The organism is Microbacterium zouquanmingi (assembly GCF_052266695.1).
GTDB lineage: Bacteria > Actinomycetota > Actinomycetes > Actinomycetales > Microbacteriaceae > Microbacterium.
In genome coordinates this window covers 371,829-387,803 of the sequence record NZ_JBQPQZ010000003.1, presented here as the reverse complement: position 1 = coordinate 387,803, position 15,975 = coordinate 371,829, and the positions used below count along the sequence as shown (strand labels likewise).

15 protein-coding genes are annotated in these 15,975 nt (G+C 66.1%); 9 read left to right on the top strand and 6 right to left on the bottom strand.

All coding sequences use genetic code 11. The features are described from left to right. The first annotated feature begins 8 nt into the window (after nucleotides 1-8). The 5 genes from ACTU6U_RS08820 (at nucleotide 9) to ACTU6U_RS08800 (ending at nucleotide 5,658) form a co-directional block, all read left to right on the top strand. Nucleotides 9-1,571 carry a GMC family oxidoreductase gene (locus ACTU6U_RS08820; RefSeq protein WP_443468751.1) on the top strand — a complete coding sequence of 521 codons (1,563 nt, stop codon included), beginning with the start codon at nucleotides 9-11 and terminating at the stop codon, nucleotides 1,569-1,571. Between the two features lie 73 nt (nucleotides 1,572-1,644). Beyond that, nucleotides 1,645-2,697 carry an alpha/beta hydrolase gene (locus ACTU6U_RS08815; RefSeq protein ID WP_443468750.1) on the top strand — a complete coding sequence of 351 codons (1,053 nt, stop codon included), beginning with the start codon at nucleotides 1,645-1,647 and terminating at the stop codon, nucleotides 2,695-2,697. Between the two features lie 51 nt (nucleotides 2,698-2,748). Then, nucleotides 2,749-3,615, top strand: coding sequence for a tryptophan 2,3-dioxygenase (kynA, locus tag ACTU6U_RS08810; protein WP_443468749.1), 867 nt, complete (start codon nucleotides 2,749-2,751; stop codon nucleotides 3,613-3,615). Further along, nucleotides 3,612-4,445 (top strand): amidohydrolase family protein, encoded by an 834-nt coding sequence (locus ACTU6U_RS08805; RefSeq protein ID WP_443468748.1) that lies wholly within the window; start codon nucleotides 3,612-3,614, stop codon nucleotides 4,443-4,445. Before kynA ends, ACTU6U_RS08805 begins: the two co-directional genes overlap by 4 nt. 1 nt (nucleotide 4,446) lies before the next feature. Continuing rightward, the gene (locus ACTU6U_RS08800; protein WP_443468747.1) at nucleotides 4,447-5,658 is read left to right on the top strand and encodes a kynureninase; all 1,212 of its coding nucleotides are present in this window, start codon (nucleotides 4,447-4,449) and stop codon (nucleotides 5,656-5,658) included. A gap of 7 nt (nucleotides 5,659-5,665) precedes the next feature. Here the strand turns inward: ACTU6U_RS08800 and ACTU6U_RS08795 are convergent, their stop codons facing one another. Continuing rightward, nucleotides 5,666-6,151 carry an FBP domain-containing protein gene (locus ACTU6U_RS08795; protein ID WP_443468746.1) on the bottom strand — a complete coding sequence of 162 codons (486 nt, stop codon included), beginning with the start codon at nucleotides 6,149-6,151 and terminating at the stop codon, nucleotides 5,666-5,668. A 188-nt stretch (nucleotides 6,152-6,339) separates the two neighbouring features. After that, entirely contained in the window at nucleotides 6,340-9,792 is a 3,453-nt protein-coding gene (locus ACTU6U_RS08790; RefSeq protein ID WP_443468745.1) for a bifunctional proline dehydrogenase/L-glutamate gamma-semialdehyde dehydrogenase, read from the bottom strand. A gap of 131 nt (nucleotides 9,793-9,923) precedes the next feature. On the opposite strand from ACTU6U_RS08790, the gene ACTU6U_RS08785 reads away from it, so the two are divergent. Together ACTU6U_RS08785 and ACTU6U_RS08780 are read left to right on the top strand one after the other, a co-directional pair. Then, nucleotides 9,924-10,814 carry a LysR substrate-binding domain-containing protein gene (locus ACTU6U_RS08785; protein ID WP_443468744.1) on the top strand — a complete coding sequence of 297 codons (891 nt, stop codon included), beginning with the start codon at nucleotides 9,924-9,926 and terminating at the stop codon, nucleotides 10,812-10,814. Between the two features lie 103 nt (nucleotides 10,815-10,917). Next, a complete protein-coding gene (locus ACTU6U_RS08780; protein ID WP_443468743.1) occupies nucleotides 10,918-11,262 on the top strand; it encodes a hypothetical protein in 345 nt (114 codons plus the stop codon). 8 nt (nucleotides 11,263-11,270) lie between these two features. On the opposite strand, the gene ACTU6U_RS08775 is transcribed toward ACTU6U_RS08780, so the two are convergent. Then, a complete protein-coding gene (locus ACTU6U_RS08775; RefSeq protein WP_443468742.1) occupies nucleotides 11,271-11,612 on the bottom strand; it encodes a four-helix bundle copper-binding protein in 342 nt (113 codons plus the stop codon). Here ACTU6U_RS08775 and ACTU6U_RS08770 point away from each other — a divergent pair. Then, nucleotides 11,605-11,766, top strand: coding sequence for a hypothetical protein (locus ACTU6U_RS08770; RefSeq protein WP_443468741.1), 162 nt, complete (start codon nucleotides 11,605-11,607; stop codon nucleotides 11,764-11,766). The genes ACTU6U_RS08775 and ACTU6U_RS08770 overlap by 8 nt on opposite strands. A 50-nt stretch (nucleotides 11,767-11,816) precedes the next feature. After that, nucleotides 11,817-13,187, top strand: coding sequence for an MFS transporter (locus ACTU6U_RS08765; protein WP_443468740.1), 1,371 nt, complete (start codon nucleotides 11,817-11,819; stop codon nucleotides 13,185-13,187). A 14-nt stretch (nucleotides 13,188-13,201) separates the two neighbouring features. On the opposite strand, the gene ACTU6U_RS08760 is transcribed toward ACTU6U_RS08765, so the two are convergent. Genes ACTU6U_RS08760 through ACTU6U_RS08750 form a run of 3 tightly spaced genes read right to left on the bottom strand, consistent with a single transcriptional unit; the run spans nucleotide 13,202 to nucleotide 15,777 of the window. Then, entirely contained in the window at nucleotides 13,202-13,648 is a 447-nt protein-coding gene (locus ACTU6U_RS08760; RefSeq protein ID WP_443468739.1) for a MarR family winged helix-turn-helix transcriptional regulator, read from the bottom strand. 25 nt (nucleotides 13,649-13,673) lie between these two features. Further along, nucleotides 13,674-14,126 (bottom strand): MarR family winged helix-turn-helix transcriptional regulator, encoded by a 453-nt coding sequence (locus ACTU6U_RS08755; RefSeq protein ID WP_443468738.1) that lies wholly within the window; start codon nucleotides 14,124-14,126, stop codon nucleotides 13,674-13,676. Nucleotide 14,127: 1 nt separating this feature from the next. Further along, nucleotides 14,128-15,777: an MDR family MFS transporter gene (locus ACTU6U_RS08750; protein WP_443468737.1), complete on the bottom strand. Its 1,650-nt coding sequence runs from the start codon at nucleotides 15,775-15,777 to the stop codon at nucleotides 14,128-14,130. Nucleotides 15,778-15,975 lie beyond the last annotated feature (198 nt).

Here is a 15,975-nt window from a genome sequence, read left to right as displayed (position 1 = left end):
AGATGACAATGAAAACCACACACACATTCGACTATGTGGTCGTCGGCGGCGGGTCAGCTGGCGCAGCCGTCGCCGCCCGTCTGAGTGAAGACCCCTCCGTCACCGTGGGTCTGCTCGAAGCGGGCCCGTCCGACACCGACGAGCAGGTCGTTCTGCAGCTGAACCGCTGGATGGAATTGCTTGAGTCCGGCTTCGACTGGGACTACCCGATCGAGCCGCAGGAGAACGGCAACTCCTTCATGCGCCACGCGCGCGCGAAGGTGCTGGGCGGATGCTCCTCGCACAACTCGTGCATCGCGTTCTGGGCTCCGCGGGAAGATCTCGATGAGTGGGCTGCCGTGCACGGCGCGACGGGCTGGGAATCCGAGAAGACGTTCCCGCTGTACAAGAAGCTCGAGACGAACGAGCTCGAAGGCGACCTGCACGGTCACGACGGCCCCGTGAACCTGATGAACGTGCCGGCCGTCGACCCCTGCGGCATCGCGCTGCTGGACGCATGTGAGCAGGCCGGCATCCCGCGCGTACAGTTCAACACCGGCGAGACGGTTGTCAACGGTGCGAATTTCTTCCAGGTCAACCGTCAGGCCGATGGCACTCGCGCATCGTCGTCGGTGTCGTACCTGCATCCGATCCTCGACCGCGAGAATCTCACGATCCTCACCGGCCAGCACGTCAAGGAGCTCACCTTTGACGACTCCGGCGCCTGCACGGGCGTGATCAGCGTCGACAACCCGTTTGCGCGACCGTCGCACATTGCCGCAACACGCGAAGTCATCGTCTCGGCAGGTGCCATCAACACGCCGCAGCTGCTCATGCTCTCGGGCATCGGCCCGGCCGACCACCTGCGCGAGATCGGCATCGAGGTGCGCGTGGACTCCCCCGGTGTCGGCTCGAACCTCGCCGACCACCCTGAGGGCGTCGTGCAGTGGGAGTCGAACAAGCAGATGGCTCGTGAATCGACCCAGTGGTGGGAGATCGGGATCTTCATGCCTACCCAGGACGGCCTGGACCGCCCCGACCTGATGATGCACTACGGTTCAGTGCCGTTCGATATGCACACCTATCGGGCCGGCTACCCCACTGCGGAGGAGATGATCTGTCTCACGCCGAACGTCACGCACGCCCGCTCACGCGGCACCGTGCGCCTACGTTCGATCGACTACCGAGACAAGCCGAAGGTCGACCCTCGCTACTTCACTGACCCAGAGGGTCATGACATGCGTGTCATGATCGACGGAATCCGCAAGGCCCGCGAGATCGTCGCCCAGCCTGCGATGGCCGAGTGGGCGGGGCGCGAATTGGCCCCCGGTGCGGATGCGGTGACCGACGATGACCTCGCCGCGTACATCCGTGCCACTCACAACACCGTGTACCACCCGGTCGGCACCGTGCGAATGGGTCCTGTCGAAGACGAGATGTCGCCGCTGGACCCCCAGCTGCGTGTCAAGGGCGTCTCACGTCTGCGTGTGGTGGATGCTTCGGCGATGCCCGAGATCACCACGGTCAACCCCAACATCACGGTGATGATGATGGGCGAGAAGTGTGCGGAACTGATTCGCTCAGGAAACTGATCGAACCGCTGCTGCGACCTGAACGAGCGGGGCGACGCCGACTACTGCCACACTGGTCGGTGGAGAGGAACACATGACCACGCACGAGGACGTCGAAGCATCCGCTGGCCGCAAGCCGCACAAGCGCTGGTACAGGACCAAGATCACACTCGGCATCATCATCGTGGTCGTGCTGATCGTCGCGATCATCGGAGCGATCACACCGTGGCCGTCGGCCATGGTGATCCGCGCCGTCTTCACCCAAGGCGGTGAAGCGACCGCGACTGAGATGGAAGGGCACGTTCCCGACACTCAGCTCACTGAGACGCTCGACGTCGCATATGCCGATGACGGCATCGACACGACGATGGATGTCTTCACCCCGGCATCTGCCACTGGCCCCCTGCCGACGGTCGTCTGGATCCACGGCGGAGCCTGGATCTCGGGCTCGAAGGAGAACGTCGACCCTTACATGCGTATCCTCGCCGCCGAGGGGTACACCACGATCGCGCTGAATTACACGCTCGGACCAGAGGGCTTCTATCCGACCGCCGTCGGCCAGATCAACCAGGCTCTCGCGTACATCAATGAGAACGCCGCCGATCTGGGCGTCGATCCCACGCAGATCGTGCTCGCAGGCGACTCAGCCGGTGGCCAGCTCGCCAGCCAGATGGCGACACTCATCACGAACCCCGACTACGCCGAGATCATGTCGGTGACGCCGGCGCTGAGGGCAGACCAGGTCGCGGCCACCGTGCTCAACTGCGGTGTCTACGACCTCGCGGCCCTTGCCGCGCTCGACGGCATCTTCGGCTGGGGGCTGAAGTCCTCGATGTGGGCGTACGCGGGCACGAAGAACTGGGCCGAGGACTCCTCGGGTGCCACGATGTCGACCGTGAACTGGGTCACCGAGGACTTCCCCACCACCTACATCTCCGGGGGCAACGGCGACGCTCTCACCTGGCTGCAGTCGATTCCGATGTCCCAGCGTCTCGACGCGCTGGGCGTCGACGTCACGACCCAGTTCTGGCCCGCCGACCATGAGCCTGCGCTCCCGCACGAGTACCAGTTCCACCTCGACATGCCAGATGCACAGACTGCCCTGCAGAAGACGATCGACTTCCTGGACGAGCACACCACGCACTGATCCGAGATCAGCCCTGACGCCTGACCGATCGTTCAGGATACCCTCGGGATCATGGCCACAGACTCCGCAGGCACCGACAACGAACGTGCGCTCGAAGACACCATCGTCACAGATCTCGCGGGGCGGATGACCTACGGTTCCTACCTCGAGCTCGACAAACTGCTCGATGCCCAGCATCCGGTCAGCAGGCCAGAGCACCACGACGAGATGCTGTTCATCATTCAGCATCAGACCACCGAGCTCTGGCTGAAGCTCCTGCTGCACGAGGTGTCTTCGGCGCGCGTGCTGCTGGCGCACGATGACCTTCGCGAAGCGCTCAAGCGCGTGGCCCGGGTCAAGCAGATCCAGGCCGTGATGACCCAGCAGTGGTCGGTGCTTGCCACCCTCACCCCGACCGAGTACGCCCAGTTCCGTGGGTCGCTGGGCAATTCGTCTGGATTCCAGTCCGTGCAGTACCGGGCGGTGGAGTTCGCCCTGGGCAACAAGAATGCGCGGATGCTGCAGGTGTTCCGCGATCACCCGGAGAACCTCGCGCTGCTGGCGGCAGAGCTTGAGCGGCCGACCCTGTACGACGAGTTCCTGCGGTACGCCTCGCGCCGAGGCGTACCGATCCCGGCCGAGGTCCTCGAGCGCGACGTCCGTGAGCCCTATCGCCCGCACGCATCGCTCGTGCCGGCGATCCGCGAGATCTACGAGAACCCGCAGGAGCACTGGGACCTCTACGAGGCCTGCGAGGATCTGGTCGATCTCGAGGACAACTTCCAGTTCTGGCGCTTCCGGCATCTGAAGACGGTGACCCGCACCATCGGCATGAAGCAGGGCACCGGCGGCTCGAGCGGGGTGAGCTTCTTGCAGCGTGCGCTGGATCTGACGTTCTTCCCCGAGCTGTACACCGTGCGCACCGAGATCGGGGCGTGATGCAGCAGACAGCTCGGGGCTTCATCGTCGGAGGATTCACCGACCACCACGTGCACCTGCAGCTGGTCGATCACGCGCTGCTGGCCGATTCTGTGCTCGGTCGCGTGATCGATCTCGGCGGGCACCCGGCGGTGCTCGCTGATATGCAGGCCGGCATCGACGTCGCCTACGCCGGTGCGTTTCTGACGCCGCCAGGCGGCTATCCGTCGATGCGCTCGTGGGCGCCCGAGGGCTCGGTGCGCGAGATTCCCGATGCGGATGCCGCGGCCAGAGCCGTCGCCGAGATGAAGAAGGCAGGCGCCATCTGCATCAAGGTCGCCAGCAACACCATCGCAGGGTCGGTGTTCTCCGACGGCATGCTCCACACGATCATCGAAATCGCCACGGAGGAGAGCCTGCCGGTCGTCGCCCATGCAGAGGGCCGAGGCGAAGCCCAGCGCGTCACCGCCCTCGGCGTCGACCTGCTGGCGCACGCGCCCTTCAGCGAGCGACTCACCGATGACGAGATCGCTGTACAGGCAGCATCCGTGCAGTGGATCTCGACGCTCGCCATCCACGCCGGCCCGACGTACCAGACCGCCGTCGACAACGTGCGCCGCTTCCATGCCGCCGGCGGCACTGTGCTCTACGGCACAGACATGGGCAACGGCCCCGTCTCCGTCGACCTGAGCGAGCGCGAGGTCAGGGCGCTGCGCGAGACCGGCATCGATGACGACGCCCTCATCCGCACGCTGGCCCCCGTCGATGACGGCCGGCAGCTGTTCATCCCGGGGGATGTGCCCGACCCGCTCCTCGCCCGCCCGCTGACCCCCGCCGACCTGGAGGAATGACGTGTCCGACATCGTCACCGAAGCCCACGACCTCGATGCCGCAGACCCGCTGCGCGCGCACCTCGACGCCTTCGTCGAGGCTCCCGGAGTCAGCGCCTATCTCGACGGCAACTCGCTCGGTCGCCCGCTGCGGGAACTGCCCACGCGGCTCGCCGCCTTCGTTCAGAACGATTGGGGCACACGCCTGATCCGTTCCTGGGACGAGCAGTGGATGGCGCTGCCGATCCAACTCGGCGACCGGATCGGCCGCATCGCGCTCGGCGCCGCAGCGGGCCAGACGGTCGTCGCCGACTCGACGACCGTGCTGCTCTACAAGCTCATGCGCGCCGCGGTCTCAGCACGCCCCGAGCGCACCGAGATCGTGATCGAGGAGGGCAACTTTCCCACCGACCGCTTCGTCGCCGAGGGAGTCGCCGCCGAGCGCGGCCTCACGCTGCGCTGGATCAGCCCTGATCCGATCGCCGGTGTGCAGGTGGCCGATGTCGAGGCCGCAGTCACGGAGCAGACGGCGCTCGTCGTGCTCAGCCACGTCGATTACCGCTCCGGCGCTCTGGCCGACATGAAGGCGATCACGGATGCCGCGCACGCAGCAGGTGCCCTCATCCTCTGGGACCTCTGCCACTCGGTCGGCGTCATCCCGACCGAGCTCGACGCGTGCGGGGTCGATATCGCGGTCGGCTGCACCTACAAGTATCTGAACGGCGGACCGGGTTCCCCCGCCTTCGCGTACATCAACGCCAGCCACCACGACGTGCTGCGCCAGCCCATTCAGGGCTGGATGGGAGCCGGAGACGTGTTCGCCATGGGTGACGCCTACACGCCGGCCGGCGGCATTCGCCAGTTCATCAGCGGCACACCACCCGTGCTCGGGATGCTGGCGATGCAGGGCATGCTCGACCTGATCGAAGCGGCGACGATAGAAGCGGTCCGCGAGAAGTCGAAGACCCTGACCGAGCTCGTCGTGCGCGCGTTCGACGAGGAGCTCACCCCGCTCGGCGTGCGCCTTCTGAGCCCGAGGGATGCCGCTGCACGTGGTGGTCACGTCACGATAGGTCACCCCGACTTCGCCGAGGTGACCAAAACGCTGTGGGCAGACGGCGTGATCCCGGACTTCCGCTTCCCCGACGGTATCCGTCTCGGACTATCGCCACTGAGCACCTCGCATGCGGAGGCGCTCAGCGGCGTTCTGGCCGTACGCGACGTGCTCGGCTGAGCGGCGGTCAGCTCGCGACCGACCGGAGGAACGCCCGGACGTTCTCGCCCAGCCGCTCGATGCGCTGATCGCGCGCAGCTTCACGATCGAAGCCCTCGTAGGCGAGCGACGGGAGCCGGCGCGCGCTGTGCGAACAGCCGAACTCCGCGCACGCCAGGGTGCCGATCGTGTCACCGTTGCGCCCTGCCGTTCCGGCCTTGCGCGCAGAGAAGAACTGCACGTCGCTTCGGAGCGTCACGTCTTCGCACCATGAGCACTGCGCGCGGGCGAGCACGCGCTGCTCGGCACGCTGCAAGAGGATTCCGGTGAGAACACCGTCGACCTCGGTGACGACATAGGCGCGGCGGGCGAACTTCTGATCAGACCAGCCGAGGTAGTCGAGCCGGTCGAAGTCGATCTCAGAGAATGCGGGCGGCAGCGAAAGGGATGAGACCTCTTTACGGGAGGCGTTGATGAAGGATGCGCGAATATCGCGCTCGTCGATGCGACGCATGAAGAAGTGCTTTCTGAACTCGGTGAGGGGAGGACGATCTGCCGGTGACGGGAGTTCCGCCTCCGGCTGATGTTCAGCCTCTGCCGCCGGCGCCGGGAGCGCCTGCGACCACCTTCCGCGCGCGAGGCGCATTCATCGAGAACAGCACCCGCAGAGCTTACGCCCCTCTCGGGCTGATGTCACGGACCTCAGGCGCCGAGCGTCGGGATCTCGTACCGATGCGGCGTTCCGAAACGGTGCGCGGAGACCGACACAGCCTGCTCGCGCAGGAACGTCAGCATCTCGATCCGTCCGGCCGAGAGAACCGGGCCGGAATACACTGCTACCGCGGGAGACCCGTCGATAGCGGCTGCGAGAGCCACAGCATCCCCGCCGATGAGCCGGATGCGCCCGCCGGTCTCGGCGAGGCGCGCGGCGCGCGCTCCCCAGTCGGCGGCGTCTTCGACCGCGAGGCCGACCGCATGCGCCGAGAGCCAGGACCTCACGGATGCCGGAAGCTCAGCGGCTGCGCTCACGCTCAGTCGCGCACCGGTGCGAACGCCAGCCGCGATCACACGGACCGCCTCAGCGGGGGTGCCGTTCTCCACGCGGATCGTCACGGGGACCGTGCCGTAACGCAGCGCGTTGTGCTCGGTGAGGAGCCCTGTCGGGTCGCTGACCGTGCCGAACTCATCTCGCCAGGCAGCGACGTCGGTGGCGAGTGCTCCCTGCAGCCAGGTCGTGTCGCCCTCGATGGCGGCGAGCGCTCCGCGCGAGAGCGCGTCGCTCGGGGCGGCTGCGGCAACCGGCGCATCCGCCCAGTCCGACAGCCCGATGAGGTAGCTCGGGCCGCCGGCCTTCGTACCAGAGCCGACGGCTGCCTTCTTCCAGCCTCCGAACGGCTGGCGCTGCACGATGGCGCCGGTGATGCCGCGATTGACATAGAGGTTTCCGGCCTGCACGTTCGCCAGCCACTGCGCGATCTCATCCTCGTCGAGGGAGTGGAGGCCCGAGGTCAGACCGTAATCGATCGCGTTCACCATGCTGACAGCCTCATCGAGGCTTTCGGCCGTCATGATGCCGAGCACAGGGCCGAAGTACTCCGTGAGGTGGAACGGGCTTCCGGCGGCGACGTTCTCACGGATACCGGGGCGCCACAGCTTTCCTTCGTCGTCGAGCTTCTCGGGCTCGATGACCCACTGCTCCCCCGCTTCGAGCGTGGTGAGCGCGTGCAGCAGCTTTCCGTCCGCCGGGCCGATGAGGGGCCCGATGCGGCTCGATCCGTCCCACGGCTGGCCCACCTGATACGCGTCGACGGCGTCGACGAGCTGGCGGCGGAAGCGCTCGCTCTTTGCAACCGAGCCGACGAGGATCACCAGAGATGCCGCCGAGCACTTCTGACCGGCGTGACCGAAGGCCGAGTAGGCGACGTCGCGGGCGGCGAGATCGAGGTCCGCGTGCGGGGTGACGATGATGGCGTTCTTGCCGCTCGTCTCAGCAAGCAGCGGCAGATCGGGGCGGAAGCTGCGGAACAGCTCAGCCGTCTCGTACCCGCCCGTGAGGATGACGCGCTCCACACCCGGGTCGCTGACGAGCTTCTGGCCGAGCTCGCGGCCATCCAGCTGCACGTACTGCAGCACGTCGCGCGGAACACCCGCGTCCCACAGCGCCTCGATCATCACGGCACCGGAGCGGCGCGCCTGACGAGCGGGCTTGATGATGACCGGAGATCCTGCGGCGAGGGCTGCGAGCGTGGAACCGGCGGGGATGGCGACCGGGAAATTCCACGGCGGCGTGACCACGGTGAGCCCAACCGGCTTCGGAGTCGCGCCTTCGATCGCCTCAGCGCGCAGCGCGCTCTCGGCGTAGTAGTGCGCGAAGTCGATGGCCTCGCTGACCTCGGGGTCGCCCTGTTCGAGCACCTTGCCACACTCCGAGCCCATCACTTCGAGCAGCGCTCCGCGGCGGCTCTCGAGCAGCTCGCCTGCCTTGTGCAGGATCGCCGCGCGCCCCGCAGCCCCCCGCGCACGCCAGGCCTCCCCCGCAGCCACTGCGCGCGTGATGACCTCGTCGAGCACCTGCCCGTCGGAGATGGTGTTCGCGCGCACGATCTCGTTCCCGAGGTCGGATTCCTGCATGCGAGAGCGGATGCCGTCACCCCACGCGCGGTTGGCCGCGAGGCTCGGATCGGTGTCGGGAGTGTTCTCGAACCCTTCGACAGGCTCAGGGATCGAAGACGCAGGCTCAGGGACTGCTTCAGCAGAGCGGTTCTGAGTGCGGTTGGGCGCCGGAACATCGGTCGGCATCGAGGCGATGGACGCGAGGAAGCGGTCGCGCTCGCGATCGAAGAGCGCAGGATCACTGTCGAGGTCGAACACCGCTGACATGAAGTTCTCGGTCGATGCCCCTTCTTCCAGGCGACGGATCAGGTAGGCGATCGCGACGTCGAACTCGGCGGGGTGCACGACCGGCGTGTACAGCAGGAGCGAACCGACGGTGCGGCGGATGACAGTCGCCTGTGCGGTCGCCATGCCCAGCAGCATCTCGAATTCGATGCCCGCGGTCGCGCCGCGCTGGTTCGCCAGCAGCCAGGCCAGTGCGATGTCGAAGAGGTTGTGCCCTGCGACGCCGATGCGCACGTTCTTCACGTGCTCCGGCCGCAGGGCGTAGTCGAGCACGGCCTTGTACGAGGCATCCGACGCCTCTTTGCTGTGCCACGTGGCGAGCGGCCAACCGTGGGTTTCGGCGTCAACGCGCTCCATCGGCAGGTTCGCGCCCTTGACGACGCGCACCTTGATGTCGGCGCCGCCGGCGGCGACGCGCGCAGCCGACCACTCTTGCAGGCGGATCATCGCGCCGAGTGCATCGGGCAGGTACGCCTGCAGGACGATTCCGGCGGAGAGACCTCGGAATTCTTCACGGTCGAGGATGCTGGTGAACACCGCGATCGTGAGATCGAGGTCCTTGTACTCCTCCATGTCGAGGTTGATGAACTTGCCGCCGCCGTCGCGCGCGATGCGGAACAGCGGAATCAGTGCGTCTGCGGCATGCGCGACGGCCTCGTCGAACGCCCATGGACTGTGCGGGGCGACTGTCGATGACACCTTGATCGACACGTAGTCGACGTCGTCGCGCTCAAGAAGGCGGCGCGTGCCCTCGAGGCGCCTCTCCGCCTCATCTTCGCCGAGGATCGCCTCGCCGAGCAGGTTGATGTTCAGGTGCACGCCGTCAGCAGAGCGGATGCTGCGGATCGCCGCACCGAGCTTGGCATCGGTCGCGTCGACGATGAGATGGCGTACCATGCCGCGCAGCACCTTCCGACTGATCGGCACCACGATTCCCGGGAAGGCGGGGGCCAGCGCTCCGCCGAGACGGATGAGGCTGCGGAGGGCGAGCGGCAGGAACTTCGGCGTGAGCGGCACGAGGTCATGCAGGTTGTGGGCGGCGACTCTGAGGTCCTCAGGACGCACGACACCGTCGACGAATCCCACGGTGAAGTCGAGACCGTTCGGGTCTCCCAGCACGCCGGCGAGACGCTGCGCTGCGGCATCCGTCGGCACCTCGCGGCTCTGCTCCAGCCACGAGCGCACGAGCGCTGTGGCGTCATCGGCGAGAGCCGTGAGCTCTGCGTGGCCGGTGGGGATCGCTGCGGTCTGCGTCATGGGTCTTCCTCGCTCCAGGGCACGGCGGTGCACTTGTTCTGATCTCAGTGTGAATCAATGCTCCCATCGTGAAAAGCGAGCGTTTACGATAGATATCATTCGGGTTTATCGATTGTTTCTGAAAGAGTGCGATGTTCGAGCTACGACGCCTGCGATTGCTGCATGAACTGGCCCTGCGCGGCACGATCGCCGATGTCGCCGCGGCCCTCTCCTACAGCCCCTCAACCGTCTCGCAGCAGCTCGCGCGCCTGGAACAGGAAGCCGGAGTGCCGCTGCTCGAGGCCGACGGCAGGAGGGTGCGTCTGACTGCCCAGGGACGCCTGCTCGCTGACCATGCCGCACGCGCCCTCGAGCTCGACGAATCGGCCCGCGCGGATCTCACCTCGTCGCAGCGCGCGCACCGCCGCGTGCGCCTCGCCGTGATGCCCACGGCCGCTGAAGCTCTCGTACCAGCGGCCCTCACTCTGCTGGCGGAGCGCGCACCGGACCTGCGACTCGAGATGGTCGAGATGGCACCGGAGGCAGGGCTCTTCGAGCTGCAGGCGCGAGCTTTCGACCTGGTGGTCGCCGAGCAGTACCCGGGGCACACTCGTGAGCACCTCGAGGGAATCGATCACACGCTCCTCGGCACGGACGCCGTGCGGCTCGCCGTTCCGCCGGAGTCGACCGCATCCACACTGGCTGATCTGAAGAATGCCGCCTGGGCCATGGAGCCGCAGGGTGCGGCCGTGCGGCAGTGGGCGGTGCAGCAGTGCCGGGCGGCGGGGTTCGAACCGGATGTGCGCTTCGAGGCGACCGACCTCATCGCACACGCACGGCTCGTTGCCGCAGGTCACGCCGCGGCGATGCTGCCGGACCTCATCTGGACCTCTGATCGCTCGTCCGTGCGACTGCTTGAACTGCCCGGCTCGCCGGTGCGCGAGATCTTCGCCGCGAGCAGGGCATCATCCCGCGACGATACGGCCATCGCCGACGTGCTCGGCGCAATGCGCGATGCCCTCGTGGCGCACGAGCCGCGCTGAGTCTCCGAGCCCGCGTGTTGCGCTGTATTTCACCGCGCATTGGTGACGGAGCGCGAGCGACCTACCGTGGGGGAACAGCATTCACCGACTTCAGGAGTTCATCGTGTCCACCACGCACCGCACAGCATCGCCCCTCGAGGTGAGCGGACGTGCGGCCTGCATGTGCGACCACGGTGATGTGTGCTCCTCCTTCGCACCCGGTCACGCCCTGCACCTGATCCAGGCGCGGTTGGCCTCGGCAACGCCGAGCGATTGGGCCGATGCGATCGTCGAACGGGCGGAGGCTGCCACCGGCGAACTGCGCGTGCGCACTCTGGACGGCGAAGAGTGGGCGCTGTGGAGCGCCCAGGGTGCGGCCCTCGAAGCAGCACCGGGAACACCGGTCGCGCTGCACCGGAAGTATCACGTACTCGCCGTCGGGCGCGTACGCTTCAACGTCGCCGTCTGAACAGCGCGTCAGGCGGTCGCCGCCATCATCATGTTCTTCATGTCGACGCAGGCCTCCATGCACGCCTTGCACGACTGAGCGCACATCTTGCAGACCTCGCTGTGGTCAGCGTGCTCCATGCAGGCATCCATGCACAGCTGACACATGGCGATGCAGGCGTCGAGCATCGCCATCATCACCGCGGGCGTCATTCCCTGCATCCGCATCATCGCGCGCATCATGGTGTTACACATGTCGGCGCAGTTCATGCACGTCGGTGCGCAGTCCATCATCTGCATCGAACACACGATGCAGGCCTGTTCGCACGCCGCGCACGCATCCATGCACGCCTGTATGACGGCCATGTCCATCCGCATCTCCATGCCGGTCGTGTCTTTCATCTCCGCCGTCATGGCGCTCATCATCATCGAGTCCATCATTCTCGCCCCGCTCTGCATCGTGGCCGAGCCGGTGAGCGACCCGCGCCGGATTCACGGGCAGATCGCCCGCTTGACGCCAGCGTAATCCCGAAGGCGCCCGGCGTCGATGGCCAGGCCAGGCGTAGTCTCTTCACCGTGCCAGCATTCTCCGCCCTGCAGCGGCTCGTGATCACGATCGCGGTGCTCGCCTCCTTCGTGACGTTCCTCGACGGCACGGTCGTCACGGTCGCTCTGCCAGCCATCAGCGAAGAGCTCGGTGGCGGAATCACGACGCAGCAGTGGGTCGTCGACGCGTATCTCATCACCCTCAGCGCCCTCATTCTTCTGGCAGGTTCCCTCTCCGACGCGTACGGCCGAGTGCGCATCATGCGGATCGGGTTGATCGCCTTCGGCATAGCATCCATCGCCGTGGCCGCAGCCCCCGAACCTCTGACACTCATCCTCGCTCGCGCACTGCAGGGTGCGGCAGGCGCGCTGCTCGTCCCGAGTTCGCTCGCCCTCATCATGGCGACGATGCGCGGCGAGCTGCAGGCTCGTGCGATCGGGGTGTGGACCGCATTCACGACCGGGGCTCAGATCGCGGGCCCGCTGCTGGGCGGACTGTTCGTCGACCTGCTGTCCTGGCGCTTCGTGTTCGTGATCAACGTCATCCCGATCGGCATCACGCTGCTGCTGCTCGCCCGCCTGCAGCTGCCCGATCACCCTCGCGATCTGCGTGTGGACTGGTGGAGTGGCGCGCTGTGCGCGCTGGGCCTTGGAGCCGTCGTGTTCGCGCTCATCGAGCAGCCGAATCTCGGATGGGGATCGCCCGCGATCTGGATTCCGGCTGCCGCGGGAATCCTGCTGTTCGCCTGGTTCCTGATTCGGCAGAAGCGCTCTCGCACGCCGCTCATGCCGCTGTCGCTGTTCGCCGCACGCAACTTCGCCTGGGGCAACCTCGCCACCCTGTTCATCTACGCCGCACTCTCGCTCAACGGCTTCATCATCGGGGTCTACCTGCAGGAGGGGGCGGGTCTTCCTGCGACGGCCGCGGGCCTTGCAAGCCTGCCGATCACGATCCTGATGATCCTGCTCAGCTCGCAGGCCGGCGCATGGGCAGGAAAGCTCGGACCACGGCTGTTCATGACCACAGGCCCCCTGCTCATGGCTGCGGGTGCGCTGCTGCTACTCACCGTCGCCGATGACTTCAGCTACTGGTGGCAGGTGCTCCCATCGATGATTCTGCTCGGCCTCGGGCTCTCACTCACGGTCGCGCCTCTCACCTCTGCTGTGCTCGGCGCAATCGACGAGAACCGCTCCGGAATCGCCTCCGCGGTCAATAACGCCATCTCTCGCGTTGCCGGCCTCATCGTCGTGGCGATGCTGTCGACCATCGTCGGCGGCACCCTCGATCTCGACGGCTTCCACAGCGCAGCTCTGGTGACGGCGGCACTGATGGCAGCGGGCGGGATCGTCTCCTGGATCGGAATCCGCAAACCCGCAGCATCCGTCGCCCCGACCGGGTGACCGCCGCAGCGCGTTCAGCTCCCGAGCGATCCGAGCAGGTCGACGAAATGGTCAAGATCTGCTTCCGACCAGCCACGCAGACGATCCGCGATGCGCGCCTCATAGCGCGCACGCGCAATGGCCACCTTCTCCTGCGCGAGATCAGTCGCGACGAGCACTCGCGCGCGACGATCCTGCGGGTCCGGGATGCTCTCGACGAGCCCCAGCTCCTCGAGCTGGCGGACGTGACGACTCACGGCCGATTTGTCGGTCTGCAGCCGCTCGATGATGGCGCTGGCCGAGGTCGCCTTCCCTGTCGCGATCGAGGTCAGCACCTGATATCCGAGCGGCTGAAGATCGGGATGCACGGTCGCCGCCGCTTCACGCCAGCTCACGCGGATGCGCGCAAAGAGGCGACCGAGCTCCTGCTCGACCCTGGTGACTGCGGCATCCAGGCGCGGATCGTCAGACTCGGCACTCATACCTGCCATTTTACGGCGCAGCCACTCAGCTCTCGGCCAAGAGTCGGAGCACCTTGAAGGCTGCCCTGATCTCTTCCGGCGTGAGCTCGGCGAGCGTGCTGCGTAGCATCTCGGCGTGATCGCCACGCAGCTCGGCGAGCACGGTACACGCCTCAGGAGTCGGCGTCAGCACGCGCTGTCGCCCGTCGAGCTCGTCGGGGCGCGATTCGAGAAGACCGAGGTCTTCCAGCATCCGCACCTGCCTGCTGATGACCGACTTGTCCATCTCGAAGCGCTCCGCGAGCTCGTGCGCGTTCGAGCCTCCCACCCGGACGATGAACATCAGGAGCTTGTAGCCGGCCGGCTGCAGCTGGGGGTCAATGTGCGCTGCGCCTTCTTTCCACTGCGCCCGCGCGCGAGCGAAGAGCAGATTCAGATGACCCTGGAGTTCGACGAGCGCCTGGTCGTCATCACCCGAAAGCACAGACTGCTCGGTCATGTCATCGACCTTGCGCGGTCCGGATGGCACCGGTGTCGACGGTCGATCCCACTTCTGCCTCGGCGAACTCGATGATCGAGTCCTCAGCCTGCTCGCGCAGTTGCTCGGCCGCGGTCTTGGTCGACAGGGGCTTGTTCTTGATGAACGCGATCGCGACGATCGCCAGCACTGCGAGCGGGATCGCGAGGATGAAGGCATCCGCGATGCCTTGACCATACGCAGATTCTACGATCACCCGGAGCGCCTCTGGCAGCTGCCCGACCTTCGGAACGTCACCGGAGCCGAGGCCCTTCAGAGCCTCGATCTCTTCCGGAGTGGACGGGACGAATCCCGCCATCCCCTCCTTCGTGTACGACTTCACACTGGTCGAGAGGATCGTGCCCATGATGGTCACGCCGATCGTGCCGGCGATGGTGCGGAAGAAGTTGACGTTGGCGGATGCTGCGCCCAACTGCTGCGGCGGAGTGTCGTTCTGCACGATGAGGGTGAGGTTCTGCATCACCATGCCGAGACCCGCACCGAGCACGAACATGTACACCGCGACGAACGGGAACGGGGTGTCGTACCGAAGGGTCGCCATGAGGCTGACGCCGATCGTGGTCAGCACCGCACCGGTGATCATCCAGCCCTTCCACTTGCCGAAGCGGCTCACCAGCTGCCCGATGATGATCGAGGCGCCCATCTGGCCGACGATCATTGGAATGGTCATGACGCCGGACTCGGTCGGTGTGGCGCCGCGTGCGAGCTGGAAGTACTGCGCGAGGAAGACAGAGGTGGCGATCATCGCGACGCCGATGGCGATGGATGCGACCACTGACAGCGTGAACGTGCGGTTGCGGAACAGCGACATCGGCACGATCGGCTCTTTCACGAAGAACTCCACCGCGATGAACGCGAGCACCGCTACGCTGCCGATCACGGCGAGCGAGATGCTGGTGCCGGAGTCCCAATCGAACTGACTGCCGCCCATCGAGACCCAGATCAGCAGGGTCGAGACGCCGACGGCGAGCAGCACGATGCCGAAGTAGTCGATCGAGACCTTCACATTCTGCGGCTTGGGCAGGTGCAGGGTGACCTGGAGCAGCACGAGCGCGAGGATCGCGAAGGGCACACCCACGAAGAAGTTCGCCCGCCACCCCCACGCATCAGTGAGGAAACCACCCAGGAGCGGCCCACCGATCGTGGCGAGGGCCATGATGCCGCCCACGACGCCCATGTACTTTCCGCGCTCACGCGGAGAGATGATCAGTGCGACGGCGATCATCACGAGCGACATGAGGCCGCCGACGCCGATGCCCTGCACGACGCGCAGCGCGATGAGCATGTTCGTATCCATCGAGAATCCCGCGGCCACGGTGCCGACGGTGAAGATGATGAGAGAGGCCTGGACGAGCACCTTGCGATCGACGAGGTCGGCGAGCTTGCCCCAGATCGGAGTCGTGACGGCGGTCGCCAACAGGCTCGCAGTGATGACCCAGGTGTACTGAGCCTGCGTCCCGCCGAGGTCGGCGATGATGACCGGGAGCGAGGTCGAGACGACGGTTCCGGAGAGCACGGCGACGAACATGCCGACGATGAGACCGGAGATCGCGGTGAAGATCTCGCGCGGCGAACGGGCCGCCTCGGCTGAGGCGCGATTGGTGGATGTCAAAGTGGAGCGCTCCTGCAGATAAAGGTTGATCGACGTTAACAATACGACTTTAGTTGCTGAACCGCAACTATTGCTTGATGTCAACGACCTCGTTCATCTTCACAAGCGGATGAGCACCCGGGTGACAGCGCGGATGATTTTCGCCCAGGATCGCACCCCCGCGCGTGCAAATTCGCCAAGCTGGCACCATACTTCTCA

What these genes read in the sequence shown, in the direction of transcription:
- kynA (WP_443468749.1), top strand. Translation starts at nt 2,749, where the DNA reads ATGGCCACAGACTCCGCAGGCACCGACAACGAACGTGCGCTCGAAGAC.
- ACTU6U_RS08755 (WP_443468738.1), bottom strand. Translation starts at nt 14,126, where the DNA reads ATGACCGAGCAGTCTGTGCTTTCGGGTGATGACGACCAGGCGCTCGTC.
- ACTU6U_RS08770 (WP_443468741.1), top strand. Translation starts at nt 11,605, where the DNA reads ATGTCCATCCGCATCTCCATGCCGGTCGTGTCTTTCATCTCCGCCGTC.
- ACTU6U_RS08785 (WP_443468744.1), top strand. Translation starts at nt 9,924, where the DNA reads ATGTTCGAGCTACGACGCCTGCGATTGCTGCATGAACTGGCCCTGCGC.
- ACTU6U_RS08815 (WP_443468750.1), top strand. Translation starts at nt 1,645, where the DNA reads ATGACCACGCACGAGGACGTCGAAGCATCCGCTGGCCGCAAGCCGCAC.
- ACTU6U_RS08760 (WP_443468739.1), bottom strand. Translation starts at nt 13,648, where the DNA reads ATGAGTGCCGAGTCTGACGATCCGCGCCTGGATGCCGCAGTCACCAGG.
- ACTU6U_RS08775 (WP_443468742.1), bottom strand. Translation starts at nt 11,612, where the DNA reads ATGGACATGGCCGTCATACAGGCGTGCATGGATGCGTGCGCGGCGTGC.
- ACTU6U_RS08820 (WP_443468751.1), top strand. Translation starts at nt 9, where the DNA reads ATGAAAACCACACACACATTCGACTATGTGGTCGTCGGCGGCGGGTCA.
- ACTU6U_RS08795 (WP_443468746.1), bottom strand. Translation starts at nt 6,151, where the DNA reads ATGCGTCGCATCGACGAGCGCGATATTCGCGCATCCTTCATCAACGCC.
- ACTU6U_RS08790 (WP_443468745.1), bottom strand. Translation starts at nt 9,792, where the DNA reads ATGACGCAGACCGCAGCGATCCCCACCGGCCACGCAGAGCTCACGGCT.